This is a genomic window from Mycolicibacter sinensis (genome assembly GCF_001667945.1).
Taxonomy (GTDB): domain Bacteria; phylum Actinomycetota; class Actinomycetes; order Mycobacteriales; family Mycobacteriaceae; genus Mycobacterium; species Mycobacterium sinense_B.
In genome coordinates, this window is sequence record NZ_LZJK01000127.1 from 1 (window position 1) to 23,582 (window position 23,582).

General features: G+C 68.2%; 23 protein-coding genes. 1 reads left to right on the plus strand and 22 read right to left on the minus strand.

Annotation, left to right across the window (positions count from 1 at the left end; translation table 11 throughout):
• Positions 1-198: 198 nt before the first annotated feature.
• Entirely contained in the window at positions 199-1,452 is a 1,254-nt protein-coding gene (gene murA / locus A5694_RS16370) for a UDP-N-acetylglucosamine 1-carboxyvinyltransferase (RefSeq protein WP_064923048.1), read from the minus strand.
• Positions 1,453-1,551: 99 nt separating this feature from the next.
• Here murA and A5694_RS16375 point away from each other — a divergent pair, with 99 nt between their 5' ends.
• Positions 1,552-2,142, plus strand: coding sequence for a cob(I)yrinic acid a,c-diamide adenosyltransferase (locus tag A5694_RS16375; RefSeq protein ID WP_064923050.1), 591 nt, complete (start codon positions 1,552-1,554; stop codon positions 2,140-2,142).
• 25 nt (positions 2,143-2,167) lie between these two features.
• Here A5694_RS16375 and A5694_RS16380 read toward each other — a convergent pair whose 3' ends face one another.
• The 21 genes from A5694_RS16380 to argS all read right to left on the minus strand — a co-directional run bounded on the left by A5694_RS16380 (position 2,168) and on the right by argS (position 23,526).
• On the minus strand, positions 2,168-2,611 hold the full coding sequence (locus tag A5694_RS16380) for a DUF2550 domain-containing protein (RefSeq protein WP_064923052.1): 444 nt from the start codon (positions 2,609-2,611) through the stop codon (positions 2,168-2,170).
• Between the two features lie 14 nt (positions 2,612-2,625).
• Positions 2,626-2,991: a F0F1 ATP synthase subunit epsilon gene (locus A5694_RS16385; RefSeq protein ID WP_064923054.1), complete on the minus strand. Its 366-nt coding sequence runs from the start codon at positions 2,989-2,991 to the stop codon at positions 2,626-2,628.
• A 37-nt stretch (positions 2,992-3,028) separates the two neighbouring features.
• A complete protein-coding gene (atpD, locus tag A5694_RS16390) occupies positions 3,029-4,459 on the minus strand; it encodes a F0F1 ATP synthase subunit beta (RefSeq protein ID WP_064923056.1) in 1,431 nt (476 codons plus the stop codon).
• Positions 4,460-4,494: 35 nt separating this feature from the next.
• Complete coding sequence (locus A5694_RS16395) at positions 4,495-5,418, minus strand: F0F1 ATP synthase subunit gamma (protein WP_064923057.1); 924 nt, start codon at positions 5,416-5,418, stop codon at positions 4,495-4,497.
• Positions 5,419-5,425: 7 nt separating this feature from the next.
• Positions 5,426-7,075, minus strand: a complete 1,650-nt coding sequence (atpA, locus tag A5694_RS16400) for a F0F1 ATP synthase subunit alpha (RefSeq protein WP_064923059.1) — start codon at positions 7,073-7,075, stop codon at positions 5,426-5,428.
• Positions 7,076-7,137: 62 nt separating this feature from the next.
• Positions 7,138-8,475: a F0F1 ATP synthase subunit B/delta gene (locus tag A5694_RS16405; RefSeq protein ID WP_064923062.1), complete on the minus strand. Its 1,338-nt coding sequence runs from the start codon at positions 8,473-8,475 to the stop codon at positions 7,138-7,140.
• 8 nt (positions 8,476-8,483) lie between these two features.
• The gene (locus tag A5694_RS16410) at positions 8,484-9,017 is read right to left on the minus strand and encodes a F0F1 ATP synthase subunit B (protein WP_064923064.1); all 534 of its coding nucleotides are present in this window, start codon (positions 9,015-9,017) and stop codon (positions 8,484-8,486) included.
• Positions 9,018-9,026: 9 nt separating this feature from the next.
• Positions 9,027-9,272, minus strand: coding sequence for a F0F1 ATP synthase subunit C (locus A5694_RS16415; protein ID WP_064923065.1), 246 nt, complete (start codon positions 9,270-9,272; stop codon positions 9,027-9,029).
• A gap of 62 nt (positions 9,273-9,334) precedes the next feature.
• Positions 9,335-10,096 carry a F0F1 ATP synthase subunit A gene (gene atpB, locus A5694_RS16420; protein WP_064923067.1) on the minus strand — a complete coding sequence of 254 codons (762 nt, stop codon included), beginning with the start codon at positions 10,094-10,096 and terminating at the stop codon, positions 9,335-9,337.
• Positions 10,097-10,098: 2 nt separating this feature from the next.
• Positions 10,099-10,560 carry an ATP synthase subunit I gene (locus tag A5694_RS16425; protein WP_064923069.1) on the minus strand — a complete coding sequence of 154 codons (462 nt, stop codon included), beginning with the start codon at positions 10,558-10,560 and terminating at the stop codon, positions 10,099-10,101.
• Between the two features lie 115 nt (positions 10,561-10,675).
• Positions 10,676-11,854, minus strand: a complete 1,179-nt coding sequence (locus A5694_RS16430; RefSeq protein ID WP_185746651.1) for a glycosyltransferase family 4 protein — start codon at positions 11,852-11,854, stop codon at positions 10,676-10,678.
• Positions 11,851-12,510 (minus strand): L-threonylcarbamoyladenylate synthase, encoded by a 660-nt coding sequence (locus A5694_RS16435; protein WP_064923071.1) that lies wholly within the window; start codon positions 12,508-12,510, stop codon positions 11,851-11,853. The genes A5694_RS16430 and A5694_RS16435 overlap by 4 nt, the downstream gene beginning before the upstream one ends.
• A complete protein-coding gene (prmC, locus tag A5694_RS16440) occupies positions 12,507-13,364 on the minus strand; it encodes a peptide chain release factor N(5)-glutamine methyltransferase (protein WP_064923073.1) in 858 nt (285 codons plus the stop codon). The genes A5694_RS16435 and prmC overlap by 4 nt, the downstream gene beginning before the upstream one ends.
• Complete coding sequence (gene prfA / locus A5694_RS16445) at positions 13,361-14,437, minus strand: peptide chain release factor 1 (protein WP_064923074.1); 1,077 nt, start codon at positions 14,435-14,437, stop codon at positions 13,361-13,363. The genes prmC and prfA overlap by 4 nt, the downstream gene beginning before the upstream one ends.
• A gap of 72 nt (positions 14,438-14,509) precedes the next feature.
• Complete coding sequence (gene rpmE, locus A5694_RS16450) at positions 14,510-14,746, minus strand: 50S ribosomal protein L31 (RefSeq protein WP_064923076.1); 237 nt, start codon at positions 14,744-14,746, stop codon at positions 14,510-14,512.
• A 149-nt stretch (positions 14,747-14,895) separates the two neighbouring features.
• Complete coding sequence (rho, locus tag A5694_RS16455) at positions 14,896-16,845, minus strand: transcription termination factor Rho (RefSeq protein ID WP_207516027.1); 1,950 nt, start codon at positions 16,843-16,845, stop codon at positions 14,896-14,898.
• A gap of 262 nt (positions 16,846-17,107) precedes the next feature.
• Positions 17,108-18,058: a homoserine kinase gene (thrB, locus tag A5694_RS16460; protein WP_064923080.1), complete on the minus strand. Its 951-nt coding sequence runs from the start codon at positions 18,056-18,058 to the stop codon at positions 17,108-17,110.
• On the minus strand, positions 18,058-19,140 hold the full coding sequence (gene thrC, locus A5694_RS16465; RefSeq protein ID WP_064923082.1) for a threonine synthase: 1,083 nt from the start codon (positions 19,138-19,140) through the stop codon (positions 18,058-18,060). The genes thrB and thrC overlap by 1 nt, the downstream gene beginning before the upstream one ends.
• Complete coding sequence (locus A5694_RS16470; RefSeq protein ID WP_064923084.1) at positions 19,137-20,462, minus strand: homoserine dehydrogenase; 1,326 nt, start codon at positions 20,460-20,462, stop codon at positions 19,137-19,139. The genes thrC and A5694_RS16470 overlap by 4 nt, the downstream gene beginning before the upstream one ends.
• A gap of 2 nt (positions 20,463-20,464) precedes the next feature.
• Positions 20,465-21,883, minus strand: coding sequence for a diaminopimelate decarboxylase (lysA, locus tag A5694_RS16475; protein WP_064923086.1), 1,419 nt, complete (start codon positions 21,881-21,883; stop codon positions 20,465-20,467).
• Positions 21,880-23,526: an arginine--tRNA ligase gene (gene argS / locus A5694_RS16480; protein WP_064923088.1), complete on the minus strand. Its 1,647-nt coding sequence runs from the start codon at positions 23,524-23,526 to the stop codon at positions 21,880-21,882. The genes lysA and argS overlap by 4 nt, the downstream gene beginning before the upstream one ends.
• Positions 23,527-23,582 lie beyond the last annotated feature (56 nt).

A 23,582-nucleotide genomic window follows, 5' to 3' on the forward strand; every position in this document is an offset into this window, starting at 1 on the left:
GGGGCGCCAAGGATGTGGCAAAACAACAACAAACAAAAACCACCAAACACACTATTGAGTTCTCAAACAACACGCCCGGTTTCAGGCAACCCCGCTACTCTACTCGGTAGCCGGAGCTGAGTCAACTCCGACGTTTTCGGGGCTACCGGAAGGTCTTCCAGACGGCTCGGCGTTCCGCGTGCGGCGCGCCGGCCTGACCTATCTTACACGCTCGATTTCGGCGCCGAGACCGGCCAGGTACTCCACGAACAACGGGTAGCCGCGATCGATGTGATAGACGTCGTGGACCTCGGTGTCACCGTCTGCGACCAGGCCCGCAAGGACCAGACCGGCGCCGGCTCGGATGTCGGAGGCCCACACCGGCGCGCTGGAGAGCTGCGGCAGCCCGCGCACCACCGCGTGGTGTCCGTCGGTGCGGGCGTCGGCGCCCAGGCGGATCATCTCCTCGACGAATCGGAACCTTGCCTCGAAGACGTTCTCGGTGATCATCGATGTGCCGTCGGCGATCGCCGCCAGGCCGATCGCCATCGGCTGCAGGTCGGTGGGGAAACCGGGGAACGGCAGGGTCGCGACGTTGACCGCCTTGGGCCGTTCGTACTGGACCACCCGGAAGCCGTTGTCGGACTGGGTCACGGTTGCCCCCGCGTCGTGCAACTTGTGCAGGACGAGCTGCAGGTGGGCCGGGTCGACACCGGTCACCGAGATGTCGCCGCGGGTCATCACCGCCGCGATCGCCCAGGTGGCGGCGACGATCCGGTCGCCGATCACCTCGTGTTGGGTCGGGTGCAAGCGCGGCACCCCGGTGATCCTCAGCGTCGGCGAGCCGGCACCTTCGACCTGGGCCCCCATCTGGTTCAGCATCGTGCACAGGTCGACCACGTCGGGTTCGCGCGCAGCATTGTGGATGGTCGTGACGCCCTCGGCCAGCACCGCGGCCATCAAGATGTTCTCCGTGGCGCCGACCGAGGGAAACTCCAGCTGAATCTCGGCGCCGCGCAGTGCGTCGGCGTGGGCGACCACACAGCCGTGCTCGATATTGCAGGTAGCGCCCAGCTGGCGCAGGCCGGCCTGATGCATATCGAGTGGACGGGACCCGATCGCGTCACCGCCGGGCAGTGCGACCTTCGCGCGTAGGCAGCGGCCCACCAGCGGCCCGAGCACGCATACCGATGCCCGGAACTGCCGCACCGCGGCGAAGTCCGCGTCGTACTTGGGTTCATCCGGCGAGGTGATCCGCACCGTGGTCCCGTCGAGCTCGACGTTGGCGCCCAGGCCGCGCAGCACCTCGGCCATCAGCGGCACGTCGAGAATGTCGGGGCAGTTGGTGATGGTGCTGGTGCCCTCTGCCAGCAGCGCCGCAGCCATCAGTTTGAGGACGCTGTTCTTAGCACCGCCCACGGCGACTTCACCGGACAACCGATTGCCGCCGGTAACCACGAAACGCTCACCCACGCGCGTCAGTCTAGTGAGGATTCGACCCTGATCCCGAATGAAACCCGGCGCTGACCGGCCCTCCTCGCCCCGCTTGCCGGCCCCGGTACGGTTTGGACCATGGCAGTGCATATCACCCGCGTCTACACGCGTACCGGCGACGACGGCACCACCGGATTGAGCGACTTCTCGCGGGTCCCCAAGACCGATCCCCGCCTGGTGGCCTACGCCGATTGTGAGGAAGCCAACGCCGCCATCGGTGTCGCGGTCGCGCTGGGCAAGCCCGCCGACCCGGTCAGGTCAACACTGCTGCACATCCAGAACGATCTGTTCGACACCGGCGCCGACCTGGCCACTCCGGTGGTGGAGAACCCCAAGTATCCGCCGCTGCGGATCACCGGCGACTACATCGACCGCGTCGAAGCGTGGTGCGACGAATACAACGAGCCGCTGCCGGCGTTGAACTCGTTCATCCTGCCGGGCGGTTCTCCGCTCTCGACGTTGCTGCACGTGGCCCGCACCGCGGTGCGCCGCGCGGAGCGGTCGGCGTGGGCGGCCGTCGAAACCCATGCCGACGGGGTGTCGATCCTGCCCGCGAAATACCTGAATCGGTTGTCGGACTTGATGTTCGTGCTGTGCCGGGTGGCCAACCCCGATGGCGACGTGCTCTGGCAACCCGGCGGCGATCGTCAGGATCGTCCCGAAAAGTGAGTCCGCGCCGAGCGGTTTCGGCTGCTCAGTAACTGTGCCGGCGGGACCGCGGAGACGGGCGGGCCTCCAGCCAGGATAAGAACGCGGTGCGGGCGCCGCGGTCCAGCGCTATCTCGAAACCGGCCCGACGATCTTGGGTGGTGTCGCACAGTTCGAGCACCACGATCTCGTCAGTCATGATGTCGAACTCATCACCGCGGGGAGCGCGCCGCGACACCACATCCACGCCGCGGCGCGACAGCCGGCGGTCCGGCCACAGTCGCACACTGGAGAGCCGGTAGAAGGCTGCTTCACCGCCGCGATAACGGACCACGCCGTGACGCCAACCGTGTCCACCGACCGCCGGCAGGTCGCGCATGATCGCCGCGGTGCCGCCCTGACGCAGCTTCCACAGCCGGTAGCTCAGCGCCAGCACGGCGCCGAAGAGCACGGCGACGAGCACGACCATGCACATCATGGGCGTGCTCATCGACTCATGCCCCGCTAATCGATCACACCCAGGGCGCGCAGCCTGGCCCGGCCCTGTGCCGCCAACTTCGGATCGTTGGAGTTGGCGTCGTGGCGTGCAGTCGCCTCGTCGATCTCCGCGGCGAAGTCGACGGATTCGGCCAGAATGCTGACGCCCTCATCGGTGACCGACAGAAATCCGCCGTGCACGGCCAGCCGCAGCTCGCCCTCCTCCACGCGGTCCACCCGCACCATCGCGTCATCGACGAGTTCGGCGACCAGCGGGATGTGCCCCGGCATGATGCCGATCTCACCGACGGTGGTCCTGGTGAAGATGAACGTCGCCTTGCCCGACCACACCTTGCGGTCGACCGCGACGATGTCGACGTCAAGCTCGGCCATTACCCACCGCCTTTCGCCGCCACAAGATTCCGGGTCGTCACAGCTTGGCGCCCAGGCTCTCGGCCTTCTTGGCCAGGTCGTCGAGACCACCGATCAGGAAGAACGCCTGCTCGGGCAAGTGGTCGAAGTCGCCCTTGGTCAGGCGGTCGAAGGCCTCGATGGTCTCCTTGAGCGGCACCGTCGAACCGGGCTGGCCGGTGAACTGCTCGGCCGCCATCATGTTCTGGCTCAGGAACCGCTCGATGCGCCGGGCCCGGCCAACCAGCTGCTTGTCCTCTTCGGACAGCTCGTCGATACCCAGAATGGCGATGATGTCCTGCAGGTCCTTGTAACGCTGCAGGATCCGGATGACCTCCTGGGCGACCCGGTAGTGCTCCTCGCCGACCACGGCCGGGTCCAGAATGGTCGAGCTGGACGCCAGCGGGTCCACCGCCGGGAAGATGCCCTTGGAGAACACCGCACGGCTCAGCTCGGTGGTCGCGTCCAGGTGCGCGAACGTGGTCGCCGGCGCCGGGTCGGTGTAGTCGTCGGCGGGCACGTACACGGCCTGCATCGAGGTGATGGACCGACCGCGCGTCGAGGTGATCCGCTCCTGCAGCTCACCCATCTCGTCGGCCAGGGTGGGCTGGTAACCCACGGCCGAGGGCATCCGGCCCAGCAGGGTCGAGACCTCGGAGCCGGCCTGGGTGAACCGGAAGATGTTGTCGATGAACAGCAGCACGTCCTGGCCCGCCTCGTCGCGGAACCACTCGGCCATGGTCAGCGCCGACAGCGCCACCCGCATACGAGTGCCCGGCGGCTCGTCCATCTGACCGAACACCAGCGCGGTGTCCTTGAGCACGTTGGCGTCCTCGAGCTCGACCCACAGGTCGTTGCCCTCACGGGTACGCTCCCCCACCCCGGCGAACACCGAGGTACCACCGAAGTTGCGGGCGATGCGGTTGATCATCTCCTGGATCAGCACCGTCTTGCCCACACCGGCACCGCCGAACAGAGCGATCTTGCCGCCGCGCACGTACGGGGTGAGCAGGTCGACGACCTTCAGACCGGTCTCGAGCATCTCGGTGCGCGGTTCCAGCTCGTTGAAGGCCGGTGGCTTGCGGTGAATCGCCCAGTGCTCGAAGTCCTCGCCGTAGCCGGGCTTGTCCAAGCAGTGGCCCAGGGCGTTGAACACGTGGCCCTTGACGTCATGGCCGACGGGCACCGAGATCGCCGCCCCGGTGTCGGTCACCTCGACACCACGCACCAGGCCGTCGGTGGGCTGCATCGAGATGCAGCGCACCAGGTTGTCACCCAGGTGCTGGGCGACCTCGAGGGTCAGCGTCTTCGCCAGCTCCTCGAAGGTGATCTCGGCGTGCAGCGCATTGAACAGCTCGGGCACCGCGCCCCGAGGGAACTCGACGTCGACGACGGGGCCGGTTACGCGCACCACGCGGCCGGCGGTTGTCTTGTCAGCGGTAACAGTCATTATCTTCTTCGCTTCCTCAGTGGCTTAGCGGGGGCTTACCGGGCGGCGTCGGCGAGGGCGTTCGCACCGCCGACGATTTCGCTGATTTCCTGGGTGATCTGGGCCTGGCGCTCGCGGTTGGCCTCCAGCGTCAGCGCTTTGATCAGGTCGTCGGCGTTGTCGGTCGCCGACTTCATGGCGCGCTGACGCGAGGCCAGCTCCGATGCCGCCGAGTCGAGCAGCGCCGCGTACACGCGGGTGGTCAGATACCGCGGCAGCAGCGAGTCGAACAGCGTGGTGGCGTCCGGCTCGAAGGAGTACAGGGTCCGCGGACCGCTCTCCTCGCCGACGTACTCCACCAGCATCGGGGCGATCCGGCGTGCCTCGGCCGACTGCGACAGCATCGAGCGGAAGTCGGTGGCCACAATGTGCAGCTCGTCCACGCCCAGCACCCCGTCCGCACCCGGGTCGTTGCCGTCGTCGTCGACACCGGACATGAACGCGTCGACCAGCGTCGAGGCGATCTCGGCGGCGTTCTCGTAGGTCGGCTGCTCGGAGAAGCCGGTCCACGAGTCGGTGACCGTCCAGTTGCGGAAGCTGTAGTAAGCCAGCGCCTTACGGCCGACGACGTAGAGAACCGGGTCCTTGCCCTCCGACCGCAGCAAGGCGAACAGCTCCTCGGCCCGGCGGAAGACGTTGGCGTTGTACCCGCCACACAGACCACGGTCGGACGACACCACCAGGACACCCGCCCGCTTGGGCTGGCTGCGCTCGACCAGCAGGGGGTGGTCCAGGGCCGCTTCGGCGGCCAATGTCGTGAGCATCCGGGTGATCTCGGTGGCGTACGGCCGCGCCGTTTCGAGCCGGGCCTGCGCCCGACCGATACGCGAGGTGGCGATCAGCTCCTGGGCCTTGGTGATCTTCTTGATCGACCCGGCCGAGCGGATCCGCCCGCGTAGTTCCCGAAGTGTGGCTGCCATAGCGGCGTTACTTCTTCTTCGCCGGCGCGGCCTTGCGGACCTGCACCGCTTCCTTGCCGAGCTTGTCCTCGTCGAGCGCCTCAACGTGTTCGTCGGGCACCACCGAGCTGCCATCAGTGGCGGCGAAGCCCTTCTTGAACTGGTTGATGACCTCGACCAGCTTCTCGCTGGCTTCCTCGGACAGCTTCTTCGACTCGCGGATCCCGCTCAACAGACCGCTCTCGGAGGCCCGGATGTGGTCCAGCAGTTCGGATTCGAAGCGACCCACGTCCTCGACCGGCACCGAGTCCAGGTGCCCCTCGGTGCCCAGGAAGATCGAGACCACCTGCTCCTCGACCGGCATCGGCGCGTACTGGGGCTGCTTGAGCAGCTCCACCAGCCGAGCACCCCGGTCCAGCTGCGCCTTGCTGGTGGCGTCCAGGTCGGAGGCGAAGGCGGCGAAGGCCTCGAGCTCGCGGTACTGCGACAGGTCCAGACGCAGCGAGCCGGCCACCTCCTTCATCGCCTTGATCTGCGCGGCGCCACCGACGCGGGACACCGACACACCGACGTTGATGGCCGGGCGGACACCCTGGTTGAACAGGTCGCTCTCCAGGAAGCACTGGCCGTCGGTGATCGAGATGACGTTGGTCGGGATGTAGGCCGAGATGTCGTTGGCCTTGGTCTCGATGATCGGCAGGCCGGTCAGCGAACCACCACCCAGTTCGTCGGAGAGCTTCGCGCAGCGCTCCAGCAGCCGGGAGTGCAGGTAGAACACGTCGCCCGGGTAGGCCTCGCGGCCCGGCGGGCGGCGCAGCAGCAGCGAGATGGCGCGGTAGGCCTCGGCCTGCTTGGTCAGGTCGTCGAACACGATCAGCACGTGCTTGCCCTGGTACATCCAGTGCTGGGCGATCGCCGAACCGGTGTAAGGGGCCAGCCACTTGAAGCCGGCGGAGTCCGACGCCGGCGCGGCGACGATCGTGGTGTAGTCCATGGCGCCGCCCTCTTCCAGCGCGCGGCGCACGCTGGCGATGGTGGTGCCCTTCTGTCCGATCGCGACGTACACGCAGCGGACCTGCTGGTTGGGGTCGCCGGTCTCCCAGTTCTGGCGCTGGTTGAGGATGGTGTCCACGCACAGCGCGGTCTTGCCGGTCTTGCGGTCGCCGATGATCAGCTGGCGCTGGCCGCGGCCGATCGGGGTCATGGCGTCGACGGCCTTGATACCGGTCTGCAGCGGCTCGGACACGCTCTGGCGCTGCACCACCGAGGGCGCCTGCATCTCCAGCGGACGACGGGTCTCGGACTCGATCTCGCCGCGGGCGTCGATCGGCTGGCCGAGCGGGTTGACCACGCGACCGAGGAAGCCGTCGCCGACCGGCACCGAGAGCACCTCACCGGTGCGCTTGACCTGCTGGCCCTCTTCGATGTTCTCGAAGTCGCCCAGGATCACCGCGCCGACGTTGTGCTCGTCGAGGTTCAGGGCCACGCCCAGCACCCCGCCGGGGAACTCCAGGAGCTCCTGGGTCATCACCGACGGCAGGCCTTCGACGTGTGCGATGCCGTCGCCAGCGTCGATGACGGTGCCGACCTCCTCGCGCGCGGTGTCGGCGCTGAAGGAGCTCACGTACTCCTCGATCGCCCCCTGAATGTCGTCAGAGGAGATTGTCAACTCTGCCATGGCTTTTCGTCTTCCTGCCTCGAATTATGGGTTGTGGGTCTTAGACCGGGATCAGTCTTGGGTCAGTCGGGCAATTGCGTCTTTGCAGCGGCCAGGCGCGACGACAGCGTCCCGTCGATCACCTCGTCGCCGACCGAGATCGCCAGCCCGCCCAGCAGTGCGGGGTCGATGCCGACCTGCACACGCACCGGGTGGTTGTAGATCCGGCTCAGCACGGTGTTGAGCCGGGTGCGCTGGGCGTCGCTGAGGTCGGCGGCCGCGCCGACGTGCGCCACCACCTCGCCGCGCCGTGCCACCGCGATCTGGGCGAGCTCGGTGACGGCCTGGTGCGCGGACTGCGCGCGCAGCAACCGGATGGTCTGCTCGAGCAGCGCGGTCGTGATCGAGTTGGCACCACTGCCACCACTGATGACGTTGCGCAGCAATCCGACCCGGCCGGCCGCCGGTGACGCGGTGTCACTGAGCAGGGTGTCGAGCCGGGGTTGCGCGTCGAGCACGCGGGAGAACCGGAACAACTGGTCCTCCACCTCATCGGCCGTGCCGTTGCGCTCGGCTGAGAGCAGCAGCGCCTGGCGGGCGACGTGTTCGACGGCAGCGATCAGGTCGGCCTCGGTGGACCACCGGGCCGAGGCGGCGTCGGTCACCAGCGTCAGGGCGGAAGCGCCGATCTTGTCGGAGAACAGCCGCTGCACCAGGCGCACCTTCGGCGCGGCGTCTTCGGTCGGCACGGTCAGGTGGCGGGTCACCACGGTCTCGCGCGCCAGCAATTCGGCGACCGCGGTCAGGTCACCGGCCAGGGCGGACAAGCCCTGCTCGTCCAGGCCGCCTGCCACCTCGCTGAACTTGTCCAACAAGCCGGCCAGAGCCTCCCGGCTGGCGGAGCGCATGCGGGCCTGGATCGGCGATTCGACGTCGACCGACTTCGGCGCCATGGCGTCGAGTTCGTCGAGGAACCGGTCGACGGTGCCGGCCTGCCGTTGCGGGTCGGCGACGTAGTCGCGCACCAGCTCGGCCGCCCGCTGCACCGCTTCGGCGCCGAGCTCGGAGCGCAGCTCGCGGACCAACTGGGCACGCATCAGACCCACCTGCTGGCCGCCGGCAGCCTTGACGCGTTCGGCCTCGACGCCGGCTTGGCCGCGCAGTTGCTCCGCGATCCGCTCCGCATCGGTGCGGGCCTCGGTCCTGACCCGCTGCGCCTCGGTCTCCGCGTTGGCAAGCGCCGTGGAGTGCGCCTGGCCGGCCTCGGCCAGCCGGGCCGCCGCTGCCGCAGCCTCTTCCAGCTGCCGGCGCACCGACTCCTGCTGGTCGGCCATCAGCTTGCGCACCGGTGGAACGACGAACTTGACCAACAGCCAGACGATGACGGCAAAGCCGACCAGCTGCCCGATGAATGTCGACATCTTTGTTGCTACCGCCCCGTGCTCGCCGCGGAGAGTGCCTCGGCGTCCACGCCGAGAATCCGACTGGCCAGGGTGGCCGACAAGGTTGCCACCCGGGCCTGCAGCTGCTCACTCACCGCATCGCCTTCCTGCTTGAGTTGCTCGGTGGCGGCCTGCAATGTCGAGGCCACCTCCGCCTCCGCTGCCGACCGCTGCTCCTCGATGGCCTTGCGGCCCTCGGCCCGAGCCTCGTCCCGAACCGTTGACGCCTCCAGCCGCGCAGCCGCCATCTGCTTTTCGTAGTCGGCGTCGGCGGCCGCGAACTGCTCGGCTGACTCCCGGTTGTCGGCGAGGGTCTTGGTGACCATGTTGTCGCGCTCCCGCAACACCCTCATGATCGGCGGCACCACGAAGGTGCCGATCACACCGAGCACGATCAAGAAAATGCCCAGCACGACGAAGAAGGTGCCGTTGGGGATGAGGAAGTTGCTGGTTTCGCCTCCCTCGCCTCCCTCGGCGACCTGGCGGGTCGCGGCCAGGACGACAGCGCTCATGTCACCCATAGGAGCGGACTACTTGACCGGAGTGGCGAAGACGAACAGCGCCATGAACGCCAGGTTGATGAAGTAGGCCGCCTCGACCAGACCGACCGTGATGAAGAACGGGGTGAACAGCCGGCCCTGAGCCTCGGGCTGCCGGGCGATTCCGGAGATCAGCGCATTGCCCGCGATGCCGTCACCGATACCGGCACCGATCGCGCCACCGGCCATGATCAGACCGCCGCCGATGAGGGCACCCATTGCGATTTGGGGGTCCATACCTTATTCCTCCTTGCTAGCTGGTAGTTCTCTACCAGGTCTTTGTTGTGGTGTCGGGCTTGCTAGTGGTCTGCATGATCTTCTAGCTCCATCGCCTGCGAGAAGTACAAGATGGTCAGCAGCGCGAAGATGAACGCCTGGATCAGCCCGACGAACAAGTCGAACGCTTTCCATATCGCGTTGGGGGCCCACAGCACATAGGGCGGGAACAGCGCGATCAAGCCGACCAGGATGCCGCCGGCGAAGATGTTGCCGAAAAGTCGCAGCGACAGCGAGATCGGCTTCGCGATCTCCTCGACCAGGTTGATCGGCGCCAGGAAGGCGACGTGTCCCTTGAGCACCCGCCACGGGTGGCCCAGCAGGCCACGGCGCCAGAACCCGGCCAGGTGGTAGCAGAGGAACACGAACAGCGCCAACGCCAGCACGTAGTTGATGTCGGCCGCTGGTGGCGCGAACAGCTCTTTGGCGGCGCCGGACTCGTCCGAGAACTGCAAGGGCAGCACCGACAGCCAGTTCGACACGAGGATGAACACGAAGATCGTGACGGCCACCGGCAGCACGAACGGCGCGATGCGCATGCCGATCGCGCCTTCGATCTGGTTGCGCATCTGAACGGTGATGGCCTCGAAGAACAACTGCACGCCGCCGGGAACCCCGGTGGAGGTGACCTTGGCCCGCAGGTAGAACGCCAGCGCGATGACGATCACGGCAGCGATCGCGCTCGCCAGGATGGTGTCGACGTTGACCGTCCCGAGCAACGGCCAGACGGCGGTCTCGTGGTGGCCGACCTCGATCTTGGCTTCGGCCAGGGTGGTCTCGATCATTACTACTGTGCCGTCCCTTCGGTGCCCTCAAAGCCCTCTGACGCATCAGCCGCTGCGGAGCGGCGAAGTTCCTTCAACACCGGCAACGCGGTGGTTGCCACCAGCAGCACCTCGAACAGTGCCAGCCCGGCCAGCACACCCAGACCGAGCGGCCGGAACAGGTAGGCGATCCCCAAGCCCACGACACTGATGACCAGCAGCCGGGTCGCGGAGTTCAGCGCCATCTGCGATTTGAGCGGGTGATCCTTCGCGGTGATCGACTCCACCGAGCGACGTACCAGCAAGGCGTTGCCGAGGCCCAGCGCCAAGCCGCCTCCGAAGAAAACTCCGAAGAGCGGGTTGCCCAGGTATCCGGCCAACAGCGTGGCCACTGCGGCGAGCACGGCGCAGATGACGGAAAGGCGCAGTGGCCGAAAGGCCACGGAGGGAAACACCAACGGCGCGTCCTGCGCTGGTGTCGTCACCGCCTCACCCCAATCTCGACTTGCTCTGTGTCACTGTCGTGAAGTTGCCCGCCGAGCGTATCGGATGCCCGAACGCGCTGCGGAACCACCTACAACACCATCCTAGACGGTGCTACTACCGCGCGTCGTAGGGGCTGTCTTCCAGGCCCTCATCGCGACGCAACAGCGGGATGAGCGTAACGACAATCGCGATGAGCATCGCACCCAGCATCACCGCCCCGGTGTAGCGCGGGTCGAAGAAGATGGTGCCGGCGGTTCCGAACGCGACGATCGCCACCCACAAGTAGATCAACAACACCACCCGGCGGTGCGAGTGGCCGATCTGCAGCAGCCGGTGGTGCAGGTGCATCTTGTCGGGGCTGAACGGGCTGCGGCCGGCTCGGGTGCGCCTGATGATCGCCAGCAGCATGTCCAGTGCGGGCACACACACCACGGCGGCGACCAGCAGGAAGGGCGACAGCAGTGCGAAGACGTCGCGGGCGCCGTAGGCGCTCTGCGAGATCGGCCCCGCGGCGGTCGTGGAGGCGGCGGCCAGCATCAACCCGATCAGCATCGACCCGGAGTCGCCCATGAAGATCTTGGCCGGGTGGAAGTTGTGCGGCAGGAAGCCCAGACAGGCCCCGGCCAGCACCACCGAGATCAGCGCCGGCGGGTAGAACAGCACGTCGCCGCCGTGATCGGAGAGCAGGCCGACCGAGAACATGCAGATCGCCAGCGCGGTGATCAGGCCGAGGCCGGCCGCAAGCCCGTCGAGGCCGTCGACGAAGTTCATCGCGTTGACCACCGACACGGTCAGCGCCAACGTGAGCAGGATCGACGACACCTGATCGAGCACCACCGTGCCGACCCCGCCGATCGGGATGTAGAGCACACTCCAGGCCACCCCCATGGTGACCAGCACGCTGGCCGCGGTGATCTGGCCGGCGAACTTGGTCAGTGCATCCAGGCCCCACTTGTCGTCGAGCAGGCCGATGCCCATGATCACCCCGCCGGCCAGCACCACCGCCGGCATGCCGGTGGAGTAGACGAAGCCGCGGGTGAGTGCGGGCAGCTGGGACGCCAGGAAGATCGCGGCGACGACGCCGACGTACATCGCCAACCCGCCCATCCGCGGGGTCGGCTGCACATGGACGTCGCGTTCCCGCGGGTAGGCGACCGCCCCGAACCGGGTGGCCAGCCAGCGGACCGGCCCGGTGCTGAAGTAGGTGATGATCGCAGCGGTCAACCCGACCAGCGCGAGCTCGCGCAGCGGCACGCCGGCACCACGATCGGCCAGGGCGAGCAGGCTGGTCACGGCGTCTCCGTCAGCGCTGCCGGGTCCAGCCCCAGCACCGCCCCGATCTGCTCGGCCGAGATCGGCCCGCTCCGGACGATGCGCGGGGCGGGACCGGTCAGATCGACGATCGTCGAGGCCTCCCCCTGCTCGGCCGGACCAGCGTCGAGGTAGACGTCGACGGCGTCGCCGAGTTGGCGGCGTGCCTCCGCGGCGTCGACGGCCGCTGCGCTGCCGGAGACGTTGGCGCTCGACACCGCCATCGGGCCCACGGCCTGGAGTACCTCGAGGGCCACCGGGTGCAGCGGCATGCGCACCATGACCGTGCCGCGGGCTTCGCCCAGGTCCCATTGCAGGGACGGCGCCTGGGTGACGATCAGGCTGATGGCTCCCGGCCAGAACGCCCGGATCAGCTCGCGGGCGGTGTCGGGCACCACCAGGGCCAGCCCGTCGATGGAGTTCCACGACCCGACCAGCACCCCCACCGGCATGTCGCGGCCGCGCCTTTTGGCTGCCAGGAGCGCGGTCACCCCGGCGACGTTGAACGCATCAGCGCCGATGCCGTAGACGGTGTCGGTGGGCAGCACCGCCAATCGGCCGCCGCGAACCGCGTCGATCGCCGCCGCGATCCCCGCTGCACGCTGCTCGACATCGGCGCAGTCGAAAACCTCTGTCATGGTTGATCGTTCCTGACTGCCGTCACGAATCGGGGCCGTCCGGCCAGGTCCGATCGGGACACCACGTCGTCGAAGGACCCGGTGCCGCGCACGGTTTCGACGGTGGGCGCCGCGGTGGTGTCGTCGTGTTCGACGGCGAACAACCCGCCGGGGCGCAGCAGGCGCGCAGCCAACGCAGCCAGCGGGGTGATCACCGCCATGCCATCCGGGCCGCCGAACAGCGCATGCGCCGGGTCATGCTGGCCCACTTCGGGATCCAGCTCGGCGCCGTCGGGGATGTAGGGCGGGTTGGCCACCAGCAGGTCGACCCGGCCGTCCAGCTCTGAGAGCAGACCAGGCTCAGTGACATCGGCGCGGATCACTTCCACCGACGTGGTCGCGCAGTTGCGACGCGCGTAGCCCAGCGCGGTTTCGGAGTCGTCGACGGCGAGCACTCGGGCGCCGGGAATACTGTGGGCCAATGCGATCGCCAGGGCACCGGAACCGGTGCAGGCGTCGACGATCACCGGCGAACCAGGAAGCTCTTGTCGCTCAAGTTGTTTCAAGGACCATTCGAGCATGGCTTCGGTCTCCGGTCGCGGAATGAACACCCCGGAGCCGACGTGCAGCGTCACCGGACCGAACGCCGCGGTCCCGATCAGATGCTGGAGCGGGATCCGGGATCGGCGAGCGGCCACTAATTCCCGGTAGCGCCCGAAGAAGACGTCGCCGGGGGGATCCAGCAGCACCAGGCGGCCGCGGTCGACGCCGGCCACGTGGGCGGCGAGCTCTTCGGCGTCGAAGCGGGCCGAGTCGATTCCGGCATCGGCGAAGACGGCAGTTGCGGAGTCGATCGCGTCCCGGAGTGCGCTCACGACGTCCCCTGTAACCGGGATTCTTTGTCGGCGGCGGCCAGTGCGTCGAACATTGCGTCGAGGTCCCCGTCGAGAACCTGGTCGAGGTTGTGCGCCTTGTAGCCGATGCGGTGGTCGGTGATCCGGTTCTCCGGGAAGTTGTAGGTGCGGATGCGCTCGCTGCGGTCCACCGTGCGGATCTGGCTGGCGCGGTCAGCGGAGGCGTCCGCGAGTGCCTGTTCCTCGGCCACCGCCTGCAGCCGGGCCGCCAGCACCTGCAAGGCGCGGGTCTTGTTCTGCAGCTGAGACCGCTCGTTCTGGCAGGTGACCACGATCCCGGTCGGCAGGTGGGTGATGCGCACCGCCGAGTCGGTGGTGTTGACGCCCTGACCGCCCTTGCCGGAGGACCGGTAGACGTCGATGCGCAGGTCCGACTCGTCGATCTGTACCTCGCCGACCTCTTCGGGTTCGGGGTAGACGAGCACGCCGGCGGCCGACGTGTGGACCCGCCCCTGGGATTCGGTGACCGGGACCCGCTGCACGCGGTGCACCCCGCCCTCGAACTTCATCTTCGACCAGACGCCGTCGGGGCTGTCGCCCTTGCTGGCGATGGTGATGGTGGCGTCTTTGTAGCCGCCGAGATCGGAGGTGGTCTCGTCGAGCACCGTCACCGACCAGCCCTGCCGTTCGGCGTAGCGGATGTACATCCGGGCCAGGTCGGCGGCGAACAGCGCCGATTCCTCGCCGCCCTCCCCGGATTTGACCTCGAGCACGATGTCGTCGGCGTCGTGGGGATCGCGGGGCGCGAGCATGTCGGTGAGCGCGGTGTCCAGTTCGGCGACGCGGGCCTCCAGCTCGGGCACCTCGGCGGCGAACGACGCGTCGTCGGCGGCCAGCTCCCGGGCGGCCTCCAGGTCGCCGCGGGCCGACTCGAGTTTGCGGTGCGTGGCGACGATGGGCGCCAGCTGGGCGAAGCGGCGCCCGGCCCGGCGGGCCTCGACCGGATTGTTGTGCAGTTCGGGATCGGCGAGCTGAGTTTCCAGCGCGGCGTGTTCGGCCAGCAGGGCCTCGATCGCCTGCATGCTGCGGGTCATCTCACCTCCATCCCCGAACACAAGCCGACGCCCGGGCGACGTGCGGACACGTTCCGGGCGTCGGTGAGGACGCTACTTGTCGGCGGCTTCTGCGGCGCCGGTCTTGCGCTTGCCGTAGCGCTTCTCGAAGCGAGCGACCCGGCCGCCGCTGTCGAGAATCTTCTGCTTACCGGTGTAGAACGGGTGGCACTGCGAGCACACCTCGACCACGATGTGGCCGCTCTCCTTGGTGCTGCGGGTGGTGAAGCTGTTGCCGCAACCGCAGACCACGGTGGTCTCGACGTAGGCAGGGTGAATGCCAGATTTCATGATGTCCTCTTCGATCGTGGGTCGCCGGGTCGCCCGCCTGTGGGCTGGACGTGAACCGGAACCCGAGGTGTTCGATTATGCCAGCTGCGCTGTCCGCTCCCAAAACGTCGGGACGGCCCGGTGCATTCCGGCTGCGGTCCGCCAGCAGGTCAGTCGTTGTCCATGCCCGGCGTGGTCTTGGAGACCTGGACCAGGAACTCGTAGTTGTTCTTGGTCTTGCGCAGCTGACTCATCAGCAAGTCGATCGCCTGATGCGAGTCCAGCCCCGAGAGCAGCCGGCGCAGCTTGTGCACGATCGCGAACTCATCCGGCGAGAGCAGCAGCTCGTCCTTGCGGGTGCCGGAGGGATTGACGTCGACGGCCGGGAACACCCGACGCTCGGCGATCTTGCGGTCCAGCTTGAGCTCGGCGTTGCCGGTGCCCTTGAACTCCTCGAAGATCACCGTGTCACCGGTGGACCCGGTCTCCACCATCGCGGTGGCGATGATGGTCAGCGAGCCGCCGTCCTCGATGTTGCGGGCCGCGCCCAGGAACCGCTTGGGCGGGTACAGCGCGGTGGAGTCCACACCACCGGAGAGGATGCGGCCCGACGCCGGGGAGGCGTTGTTGTAGGCGCGCCCCAGCCGGGTGATCGAGTCCAGCAGCACCACGACGTCCTTGCCCTGCTCGACCAGGCGCTTGGCCCGCTCGATGGCCAGCTCGGCAGCCTGAGTGTGGTCCGACGGCGGCCGGTCGAAGGTGGAGGCGATGACCTCCCCCTTGACCGAGCGCTGCATGTCGGTGACTTCCTCGGGCCGTTCGTCGACCAGCACCACCATCAGGTGGCACTCCGGGTTGTTGCGGGTGATCGCGTTGGCGATGTCCTGCATGATCGTGGTCTTACCGGCCTTGGGCGGTGACACGATCAGCGCGCGCTGCCCCTTGCCGATCGGCATGATCAGGTCGATGACGCGGGTGGTCAGCTTCTCGGTCGAGGTCTCCAGCCGCAGCCGCTGGTTGGGGTACAGCGGGGTCAGCTTGGAGAACTCGGGACGCTTCTTGGCGTCCTCGACGGGTCCGCCGTTGACGGAGTCCAACCGCACCAGCGGGTTGAACTTCTGCCGCTGGTTGGGCTGCTCGCCATCGCGGGGCACCCGCACCGCACCGGTCACCGCGTCACCGCGGCGCAGCCCGTTCTTGCGGACCATGTTCATCGACACGTAGACGTCGTTGGGGCCGGCCAGGTAGCCGGAGGTGCGCACGAACGCGTAGTTGTCCAGCACGTCGAGGATGCCGGCCACCGGCTGCACCACGTCGTCCTCGCGCAGTTCGGTGTCGCCGCCCTCACCGCCGCGTTCGCCACGGCGGCGCCGGTCGCGGAACCGCCGGCCGCGCCGGCCCCCGCGCCCGTCGTCGTCATCGGAACTCTGCTGCCCGCCCTGCTGGCCGCGGTTCTGCTCCCCGCCCTGGTCTCCGCCCTTGGCCTGAGCCGATTCCTCGGACTTGGCGCCGTCGCGACGGCCCTGCTCGGCTTTCTCGTCGGGCTTGTCGGGCTTGTCCTGTTTGTCCTGCTTGCGAGCCTCACCCTTGTCCTGCTCGCCGGCATCGGCGGCCGGCGCACCGGTCTCCCGGCGGGCGCTACGCCGTTCGCGGCGAGGCGGTGCGTCGGTGGCTTCGCCCTCGGTGGCTTCGGCCCGCGCGGGCTCGGCTTGAGCGGGCTCGGCCTGGGCGGGCTCGGCGCCGTTTGCCGCGGGCGTCTCGGCGTTCGGAGCATCGGCTTGCGCGGCGCCGCCGTTGCCGCCGTTGCCGCCGGCTTCGCGGATCGCAGCGATCAGCTCGCTCTTGCGCATCCCGGAGGAGCCTTTGACGCCGACGCGGTTGGCCAGCGCCCGCAGCTCGGGCAGCACCATCGCCGACAACTCCGGCATGGTTGTCGCGGCACCGTTCTCAGGCGCGGCGACGGGGGCTGACGCCGAGGTGGCGGGCGCCGCAGTGACGTCGCTGCCAGCATTGGTGGGCGCCAAAGCGCCTTGGCTCGGGGTCTCGAGAGCGCTCGGGGGGGTCGACAGCGAATCCTGTCCGGCGCCGCCTTCAGCCGTGAAGAGGTCCGTTTCGGTCACGGATTTCCTTTCTTCCCTCGTCGGTTTTGTCACGCGAGGGGTTGGGTGCATTCAGCGGAATCGCCGAGTGCTGTCACCGTCGACTGTTTAACGGTGATACCCGTATCGACGGCGTCAAATCGCAAGCCGTCAGCTACGGGAAGAATTTAGTGGCATCCCAGTGACATCGCAGTCTGATCCAGGTGCTGATGCCGCGAATGCGGGACGGGACCGAGGATAGCCCGCTTCGGAGCCGGACGCAACAGGTGGCGCGCGGCGTGCCTCAACCGGGCACTACAACCCCGGTGTTCCATTTGACGGCGTCGCCGACCCGCATCTCGGTCACAGTGAACCCACGCGCCGCCGGAGCCTCAAGTACCTCAGCAGGCAACCCCGCCGCGGTGCTCAGCGCGACTACCGCCGGCCCGGCGCCGGAGAGCACGGCGGCGATTCCGTGCTCGCGCAGCAGTTGCAGGAACTGCGCCGACTCGGGCTGCGCCGCAGCGCGCTGCGGCTGGTGCAGCAGATCCTCGGTCGCCGCCAGCAGCAGGTCGGGCCGCTCGGTCAGCGCGACCACCAGCAGCGCGGCGCGGCTGACGTTGAACCGGGCGTCGCGGTGGCTGACCTGTTCGGGCAGCAGCGCCCGCGTCTCCGCGGTCGATGACCGCAGTTGCGGTATCGCCGGGAACAGATGGATGTCAGGGTGCAGCCGCAAGCCCGCCGCGCGATACTCGTCGCCGCTGCCATCGGCCTTACTGGCGGTCCAGGAAACCACCGCACCGCCCAACACGGCAGCGGCGGCGTTGTCGGGGTGGCCCTCGAACTCCGAAGCGAGTTGGATCAACTGCGATTCGGATAGCCCCGGCCGAACAAGTTGCGCGACAAGGCCGTTGACTACAGCCAAGCCGCCGACCACCGCGGCCGCAGACGATCCCAGCCCACGCTGGTGCGGGATAGCGTTGCGGCAGCGCACCACCATCCCGGGAACCTCGACGCCGACTTCTCGGAGCCCGCGCTGGATGCCTTGGACCACAAGGTGATCCGACGTCAACGGAACCTGGCCGGCGCCCTCCCCCTCGACCTGCACCACCAGGCCGGAGTCAACCGTCTCTACGATGACCTCGTCGTAGAGGCCCAACGCCAGGCCGAGGCTGTCGAAGCCGGGTCCCAGGTTGGCGCTCGACGCCGCCACCGCGACGCTGGCCGTCAACCCGGGCGGCAACAGTTCGACCACTAGGCCAGCCCCAATTCGGCGACCACCGTGGCCGCGTCGACGGGAACCGCGGTGACCTCGGGCAGGTCTCGCAGCGCGGTGTCGGGGTCCTTGAGCCCGTTCCCGGTGACCGTGCACACCACGGTCGAGCCGCGCGGCACCCAGCCGTCGGCCACCGATTTGAGCAGCCCGGCGATGCTGGCCGCCGAGGCCGGCTCGACGAAGACGCCCTCGGACTCGGCCACCAGGTGGTAGGCGGCCAGAATCTCGTCGTCAGTGGCGGCCAGGAACCGCCCGCCGGAGTCCTGCTGGGCTTCCACGGCCTGCGACCACGACGCCGGCGAGCCGATGCGGATCGCGGTGGCGATGGTCTCGGGGTTCTTGACCGGCTCACCGAGCACCAGCGGCGCCGCACCGGCGGCCTGCGTGCCCAGCATCTTCGGCAGCTTCTCGGTCAGGCCGTCGGCGTGGTATTCGCGGTAGCCCTTCCAGTACGCGGTGATGTTGCCGGCGTTGCCGACCGGCAGCGAGTGGATGTCGGGTGCGGTGCCCAGCGCGTCGACGATCTCGAACGCCGCGGTCTTCTGGCCTTCGATGCGCACCGGGTTCACCGAGTTCACCAGCGAGATGGTCGGAAAGTCGGTGGCCATCTTGCGGGCCAGCTCCAGGCAGTCGTCGAAGTTGCCGTCGATCTGGATGATCTTGGCACCGTGCATGACCGCCTGGGCCAGCTTGCCCATCGCGATCTTGCCCTGCGGGATCAGCACCGCGCAGGTGATGCCGGCCCGCGCGGCGTAGGCCGCCGCCGAGGCCGAGGTGTTTCCGGTCGAGGCGCACAACACCACCTGCTGGCCGCGGGCCACCGCGTCGGTGACGGCCATCGTCATTCCGCGGTCTTTGAACGAACCGGTCGGGTTTAGCCCCTCCACCTTCAGGTGGACGGTGCAGCCGGTCTGTTCGGAGATCCGCTTGGCGTGGACCAGCGGGGTGCCGCCCTCGTGCAGGGTGATCGGCGTCCAGTCGTCGGCGACGGGAAGCCGGTCGCGGTAGGCGCCGATCAGACCCGGCCACGGTTGATGGATCGAGGTCCGGGTGGAGCTCACTGGTCTGTTCCTTCCAATCGGAGCACGCTGGCGACCCGCTGGACGGCATCCAGTTCGGCCAGCGCCGCAACGGTTTTCGACAGCGCCGATTCAGCTGCCCGGTGGGTGACTACCACGATCCGGGCACCGACAAGTTGGCCCTCGTCGTCAGACACGCCTTCCTGGCGCACCTCGGCGATGCTCACCTCATGGGCGGCGAATTCGGCTGCCACCGTGGACAACACGCCCGGCTTGTCGGCGACGTCCATGCTGACGTAGTAGCGGGTCTGCACATCGCCGATCGGCGCGATGGCCAGTTGGGCGTACTTGGATTCGCGCGGTCCGCGCCCGCCCTGCACCCGGTTGCGGGCGGCCATCACCAGATCGCCCATGACCGCCGAGGCGGTCGGCGCACCGCCGGCGCCCTGCCCGTAGAACATCAGCCGGCCGGCCGCTTCGGCCTCGACCACCACCGCATTGAAGGCGCCGTTGACGGTGGCCAACGGATGCTCCAGCGGCACCAGCGCCGGGTAGACCCGGGCCGAAACCCGCTGTTGCCCATCGCGTGTGGTGATGCGTTCGCAGATGGCCAGCAGTTTGATCGTGCACCCCAGCGCGCGTGCCGCGGTGAAGTCCTCCGGGGTGATGTTGGTGATGCCCTCGCGGTAGACGTCGTCGGCGGTGACCCGGGTGTGGAAGGCGATCGAGGCGAGGATCGCGGCCTTGGCGGCTGCGTCGTAGCCCTCCACGTCGGCGGTGGGGTCGGCCTCGGCGTAGCCCAGTGCGCTCGCGTCGGCCAGGGCGCTGGTGTAGTCGGCGCCGGTGGAGTCCATTTCGGACAGGATGTAGTTGGTGGTGCCGTTGACGATGCCAGCCACCCGCAGCACGCTGTCGCCGGCCAGTGATTGCGTCAGCGGCCGGATCACCGGGATGGCGCCGGCGACGCTGGCCTCGAAGTACATGTCCACCCGGGCGGTCTCGGCGGCCTCGGCCAACTCGCCGGTGGAGCGCGACAGCAGGGCCTTGTTGGCCGTGACGACGGACTTGCCGTGGGTGATCGCCCCCAGGATCGCCTTGCGGGCGGGCTCGACCGGGCCCATCAACTCCACCACGATGTCGACGTCGCTGCGCGACACCAGGCTGTCGATGTCGTCGGTGAGCAACTCGACCGGCACGCCGCGATCAGCCGCCACCCGGCGCACGCCGATGCCGCGCAGCACCAGCGGAGCACCGATCCGGGCGGCCAGGTCATCGGCGCTGGCCTCGAGGATGCGGACGACTTCACTGCCGACGTTGCCCAATCCGAGGACGGCGACGCCCACCGGACTTGCGGAATCGGACACGCTTACCTCACCTCCAGGCTGATCAGGTCATCGACGGTTTCCCGGCGCAGCATAAGGCGAGCCTTCCCGTCCCGCACCGCCACCACCGCGGGACGGGTGAGCAGGTTGTACCGGCTCGACATCGAGTAGCAGTAGGCGCCGGTGGCGGCCACGGCAATCAGGTCGCCGGGAACCAGGTCCTCGGGTACCCAGGTGTCGCGGACGATGATGTCGCCGGTCTCGCAGTGCTTGCCGACGATGCGCGCCGGCACCGGGCCGGCGTTTCCGGTCCGCGACACCAACCGCACGTCATAGTGCGCGTCATAGAGCGCCGGGCGGATGTTGTCGCTCATGCCGCCGTCGACGCTGACGTAGCGGCGGTGGGCGGTGGCGCTGATGTCGACATCTTTGACGGTGCCGACCTTATAGAGCGTGATGGTGCCCGGCCCGGCGATAGCGCGGCCGGGTTCGACTACCAGCTGCGGGGCGGGCAAGCCGACCGCCGCCGACTCGTCCCGCACGATCGCGGTCAGTTTGGACGCGAGCTCGGCCATCGGCGGCGGGTCGTCTTGCGGCAGATAAGAAATGCCCAGTCCCCCACCGAGATCGATGACCGACAGCTGGGCGGTCTTGTCGACACCGAACTCGGCGACCACGTCGCGCAGCAGGCCGATAACCCGGTGGGCGGCGATTTCGAAGCCGGCGACATCGAAAATCTGCGACCCGATGTGACTGTGCAGCCCGACCAGCCGCAGATGCTCGGTGGCGAAAACCTTTCTGATGGCCTCCATCGCTGCGCCGCTGGCCAGCGACAGCCCGAACTTCTGGTCTTCGTGGGCGGTGGAGATGAATTCGTGGGTGTGCGCCTCCACGCCGACGGTGACCCGCACCAGCACGTCCTGCATGATCCCGGCTTTCGCGGCCACCGCTTCGAGGCGGTCGACCTCGATCAGCGAGTCCAGCACGATGTGGCCTACGCCGGCGTTGACCGCGGTTTCCAGCTCCGCAACCGATTTGTTGTTGCCGTGCAAGGTGATCCGAGCCGCGGGGAAGCCGGCGTGCAGGGCGACGGCCAGCTCACCGCCGGTGGCGACGTCGAGGTTCAGGCCCTCCTGGTCGATCCAGCGGGCGATCTCGCTGCACAGGAAGGCTTTGGCGGCGTAGTGCACGTTGTCGCCGCCGCCGAACGCCTCGGCGATCTCGCGGCAGCGGCCCCGGAAGTCGTCCTCGTCGATGACGAACAGCGGGGTGCCGTACTGCTGCGCCAGGTCGGTGAGCTTCACCCCGGCGATGCTCACCTGGCCGTCGTCACCGCGAACGGTGTTGCGTGGCCACACGTTCGGGGCCAGCTCCAGCAGTTGCTGCGGGTTTTGCGGCCGCGGCGGCAGCCCGTCGTGGTGGATCTCCTCGGCGTGGCGCGGCCCGGCGGGGTGCACGTTCACATTCGCTCCGGTGCGCTCACGCCCAGGATGTCCAGACCGTTGGCGACGACCTGGCGGGTGGCCTGACACAGCGCCAGCCGCGCGGTGTGCAGCTCGCTGGGCTGCTCGTCGCCCTGGGGCAGCACCCGGCAGCTGTCGTAGAACCGGTGGTAGTCACCGGCGAGGTCTTCCAGATACCGGCATACCCGGTGCGGTTCGCGCAGCGCGGCAGCGGTTTTGAGCACCCGGGGGAACTCGCCCAGGCTGCGGATCAGCGCGCCTTCCTTGTCGTGGGTCAGCAACCCGAGGTTGGCGGTGTCGGGGCTCATGCCGAGCTCGGCGGCGTTGCGGGCCAGCGCCGAGAGCCGGGCATGCGCGTATTGCACGTAGTAGACCGGGTTTTCGTTGCTGGCCGAGGACCACAGCGCCAGGTCGATGTCGATCGGGGTGTCCACCGAGGAGCGGATCAGGCTGTAGCGGGCGGCGTCGACGCCGATGGCCTCGACCAGGTCGTCGAGGGTGATCACGGTGCCGGCCCGCTTGCTCATCTTGACCGGCTGGCCGTCGCGCACCAGGTTGACCATCTGGCCGATCAGCACCTCGACGGTCGCCGGGTCGTCGCCGAAGGCCGCCGCGGCGGCCTTGAGCCGGGCGATGTAGCCGTGGTGGTCGGCGCCGAGCATGTAGATGCACAGGTTGAAGCCGCGCTCGCGCTTGTCCAGGTAGTAGGCCAGGTCGCCGGCGATGTAGGCGGGTTTGCCGTCGCTCTTGATCACGACGCGGTCCTTGTCATCGCCGTAGGCGCTGGTGCGCAGCCAGGTGGCGCCGTCTTTTTCGTAGATGTTGCCGTTGGCGCGCAGCCGCTCGATGGCTTGGTCGACGCGGCCGGAGGTGTGCATCGAGTCTTCGTGGGTGTAGACGTCGAAGTCGGTGCCGAACTCATGCAGCGACTCTTTGATGTGGGTGAACATCAGGTCCACACCGATCGAGCGGAACGTCTCCTGGGCATCGGGACTGTTCAGGGCGTTGGGGACCTTCGCCTGGATCTGTGCCGCGATGTCGGTGATGTAGGCCCCGGCGTAGCCGTCCTCGGGGGCCGGCTCGCCCTTGGCGGCGGCGATCAACGAGTTGGCGAAACGGTCGATCTGGGCGCCGTGGTCGTTGAAGTAGTACTCGCGGGTGACCGCGGCCCCCTGGGTGGACAGCAACCGGCCCAGCGCGTCGCCGACCGCGGCCCAGCGGGTGCCGCCGATGTGGATGGGGCCGGTGGGGTTGGCCGAGACGAACTCCAGGTTGACGTTGAGGCCGTCGAACTCTTGGGAGTGGCCGTATTGTGCGCCGGCGTCGATGATGTTGGCCACGATGGTGCCCTGCGCCGAGGCGTCCAGGCGGACATTGACGAAGCCGGGGCCGGCGGTCTCGGCCGAGGCGATCCCGTCGGCTTGCGCCAGCGCATCGGCCAGCCAGCCGGCCAGCTCACGGGGGTTGACGCCGACCTTTTTGCCCAGCTGCAGGGCCAGATTGGTGGCGTAATCGCCGTGTTCGGGGTTGCGCGGCCGCTCGACGGTGACCGCCGCGGGCAGCGCGGCGGTGTCCAGGTCGTGCTCGGCCAGCACCGCGGCGGCGGTGGTCTTGAGCAATTCGGCCAGATCGGCGGGGGTCACGGTGCCCCATCCTAGAGTCTTCCGTGGTCAGGACCCGAATCCGTCCGGTTCATCGG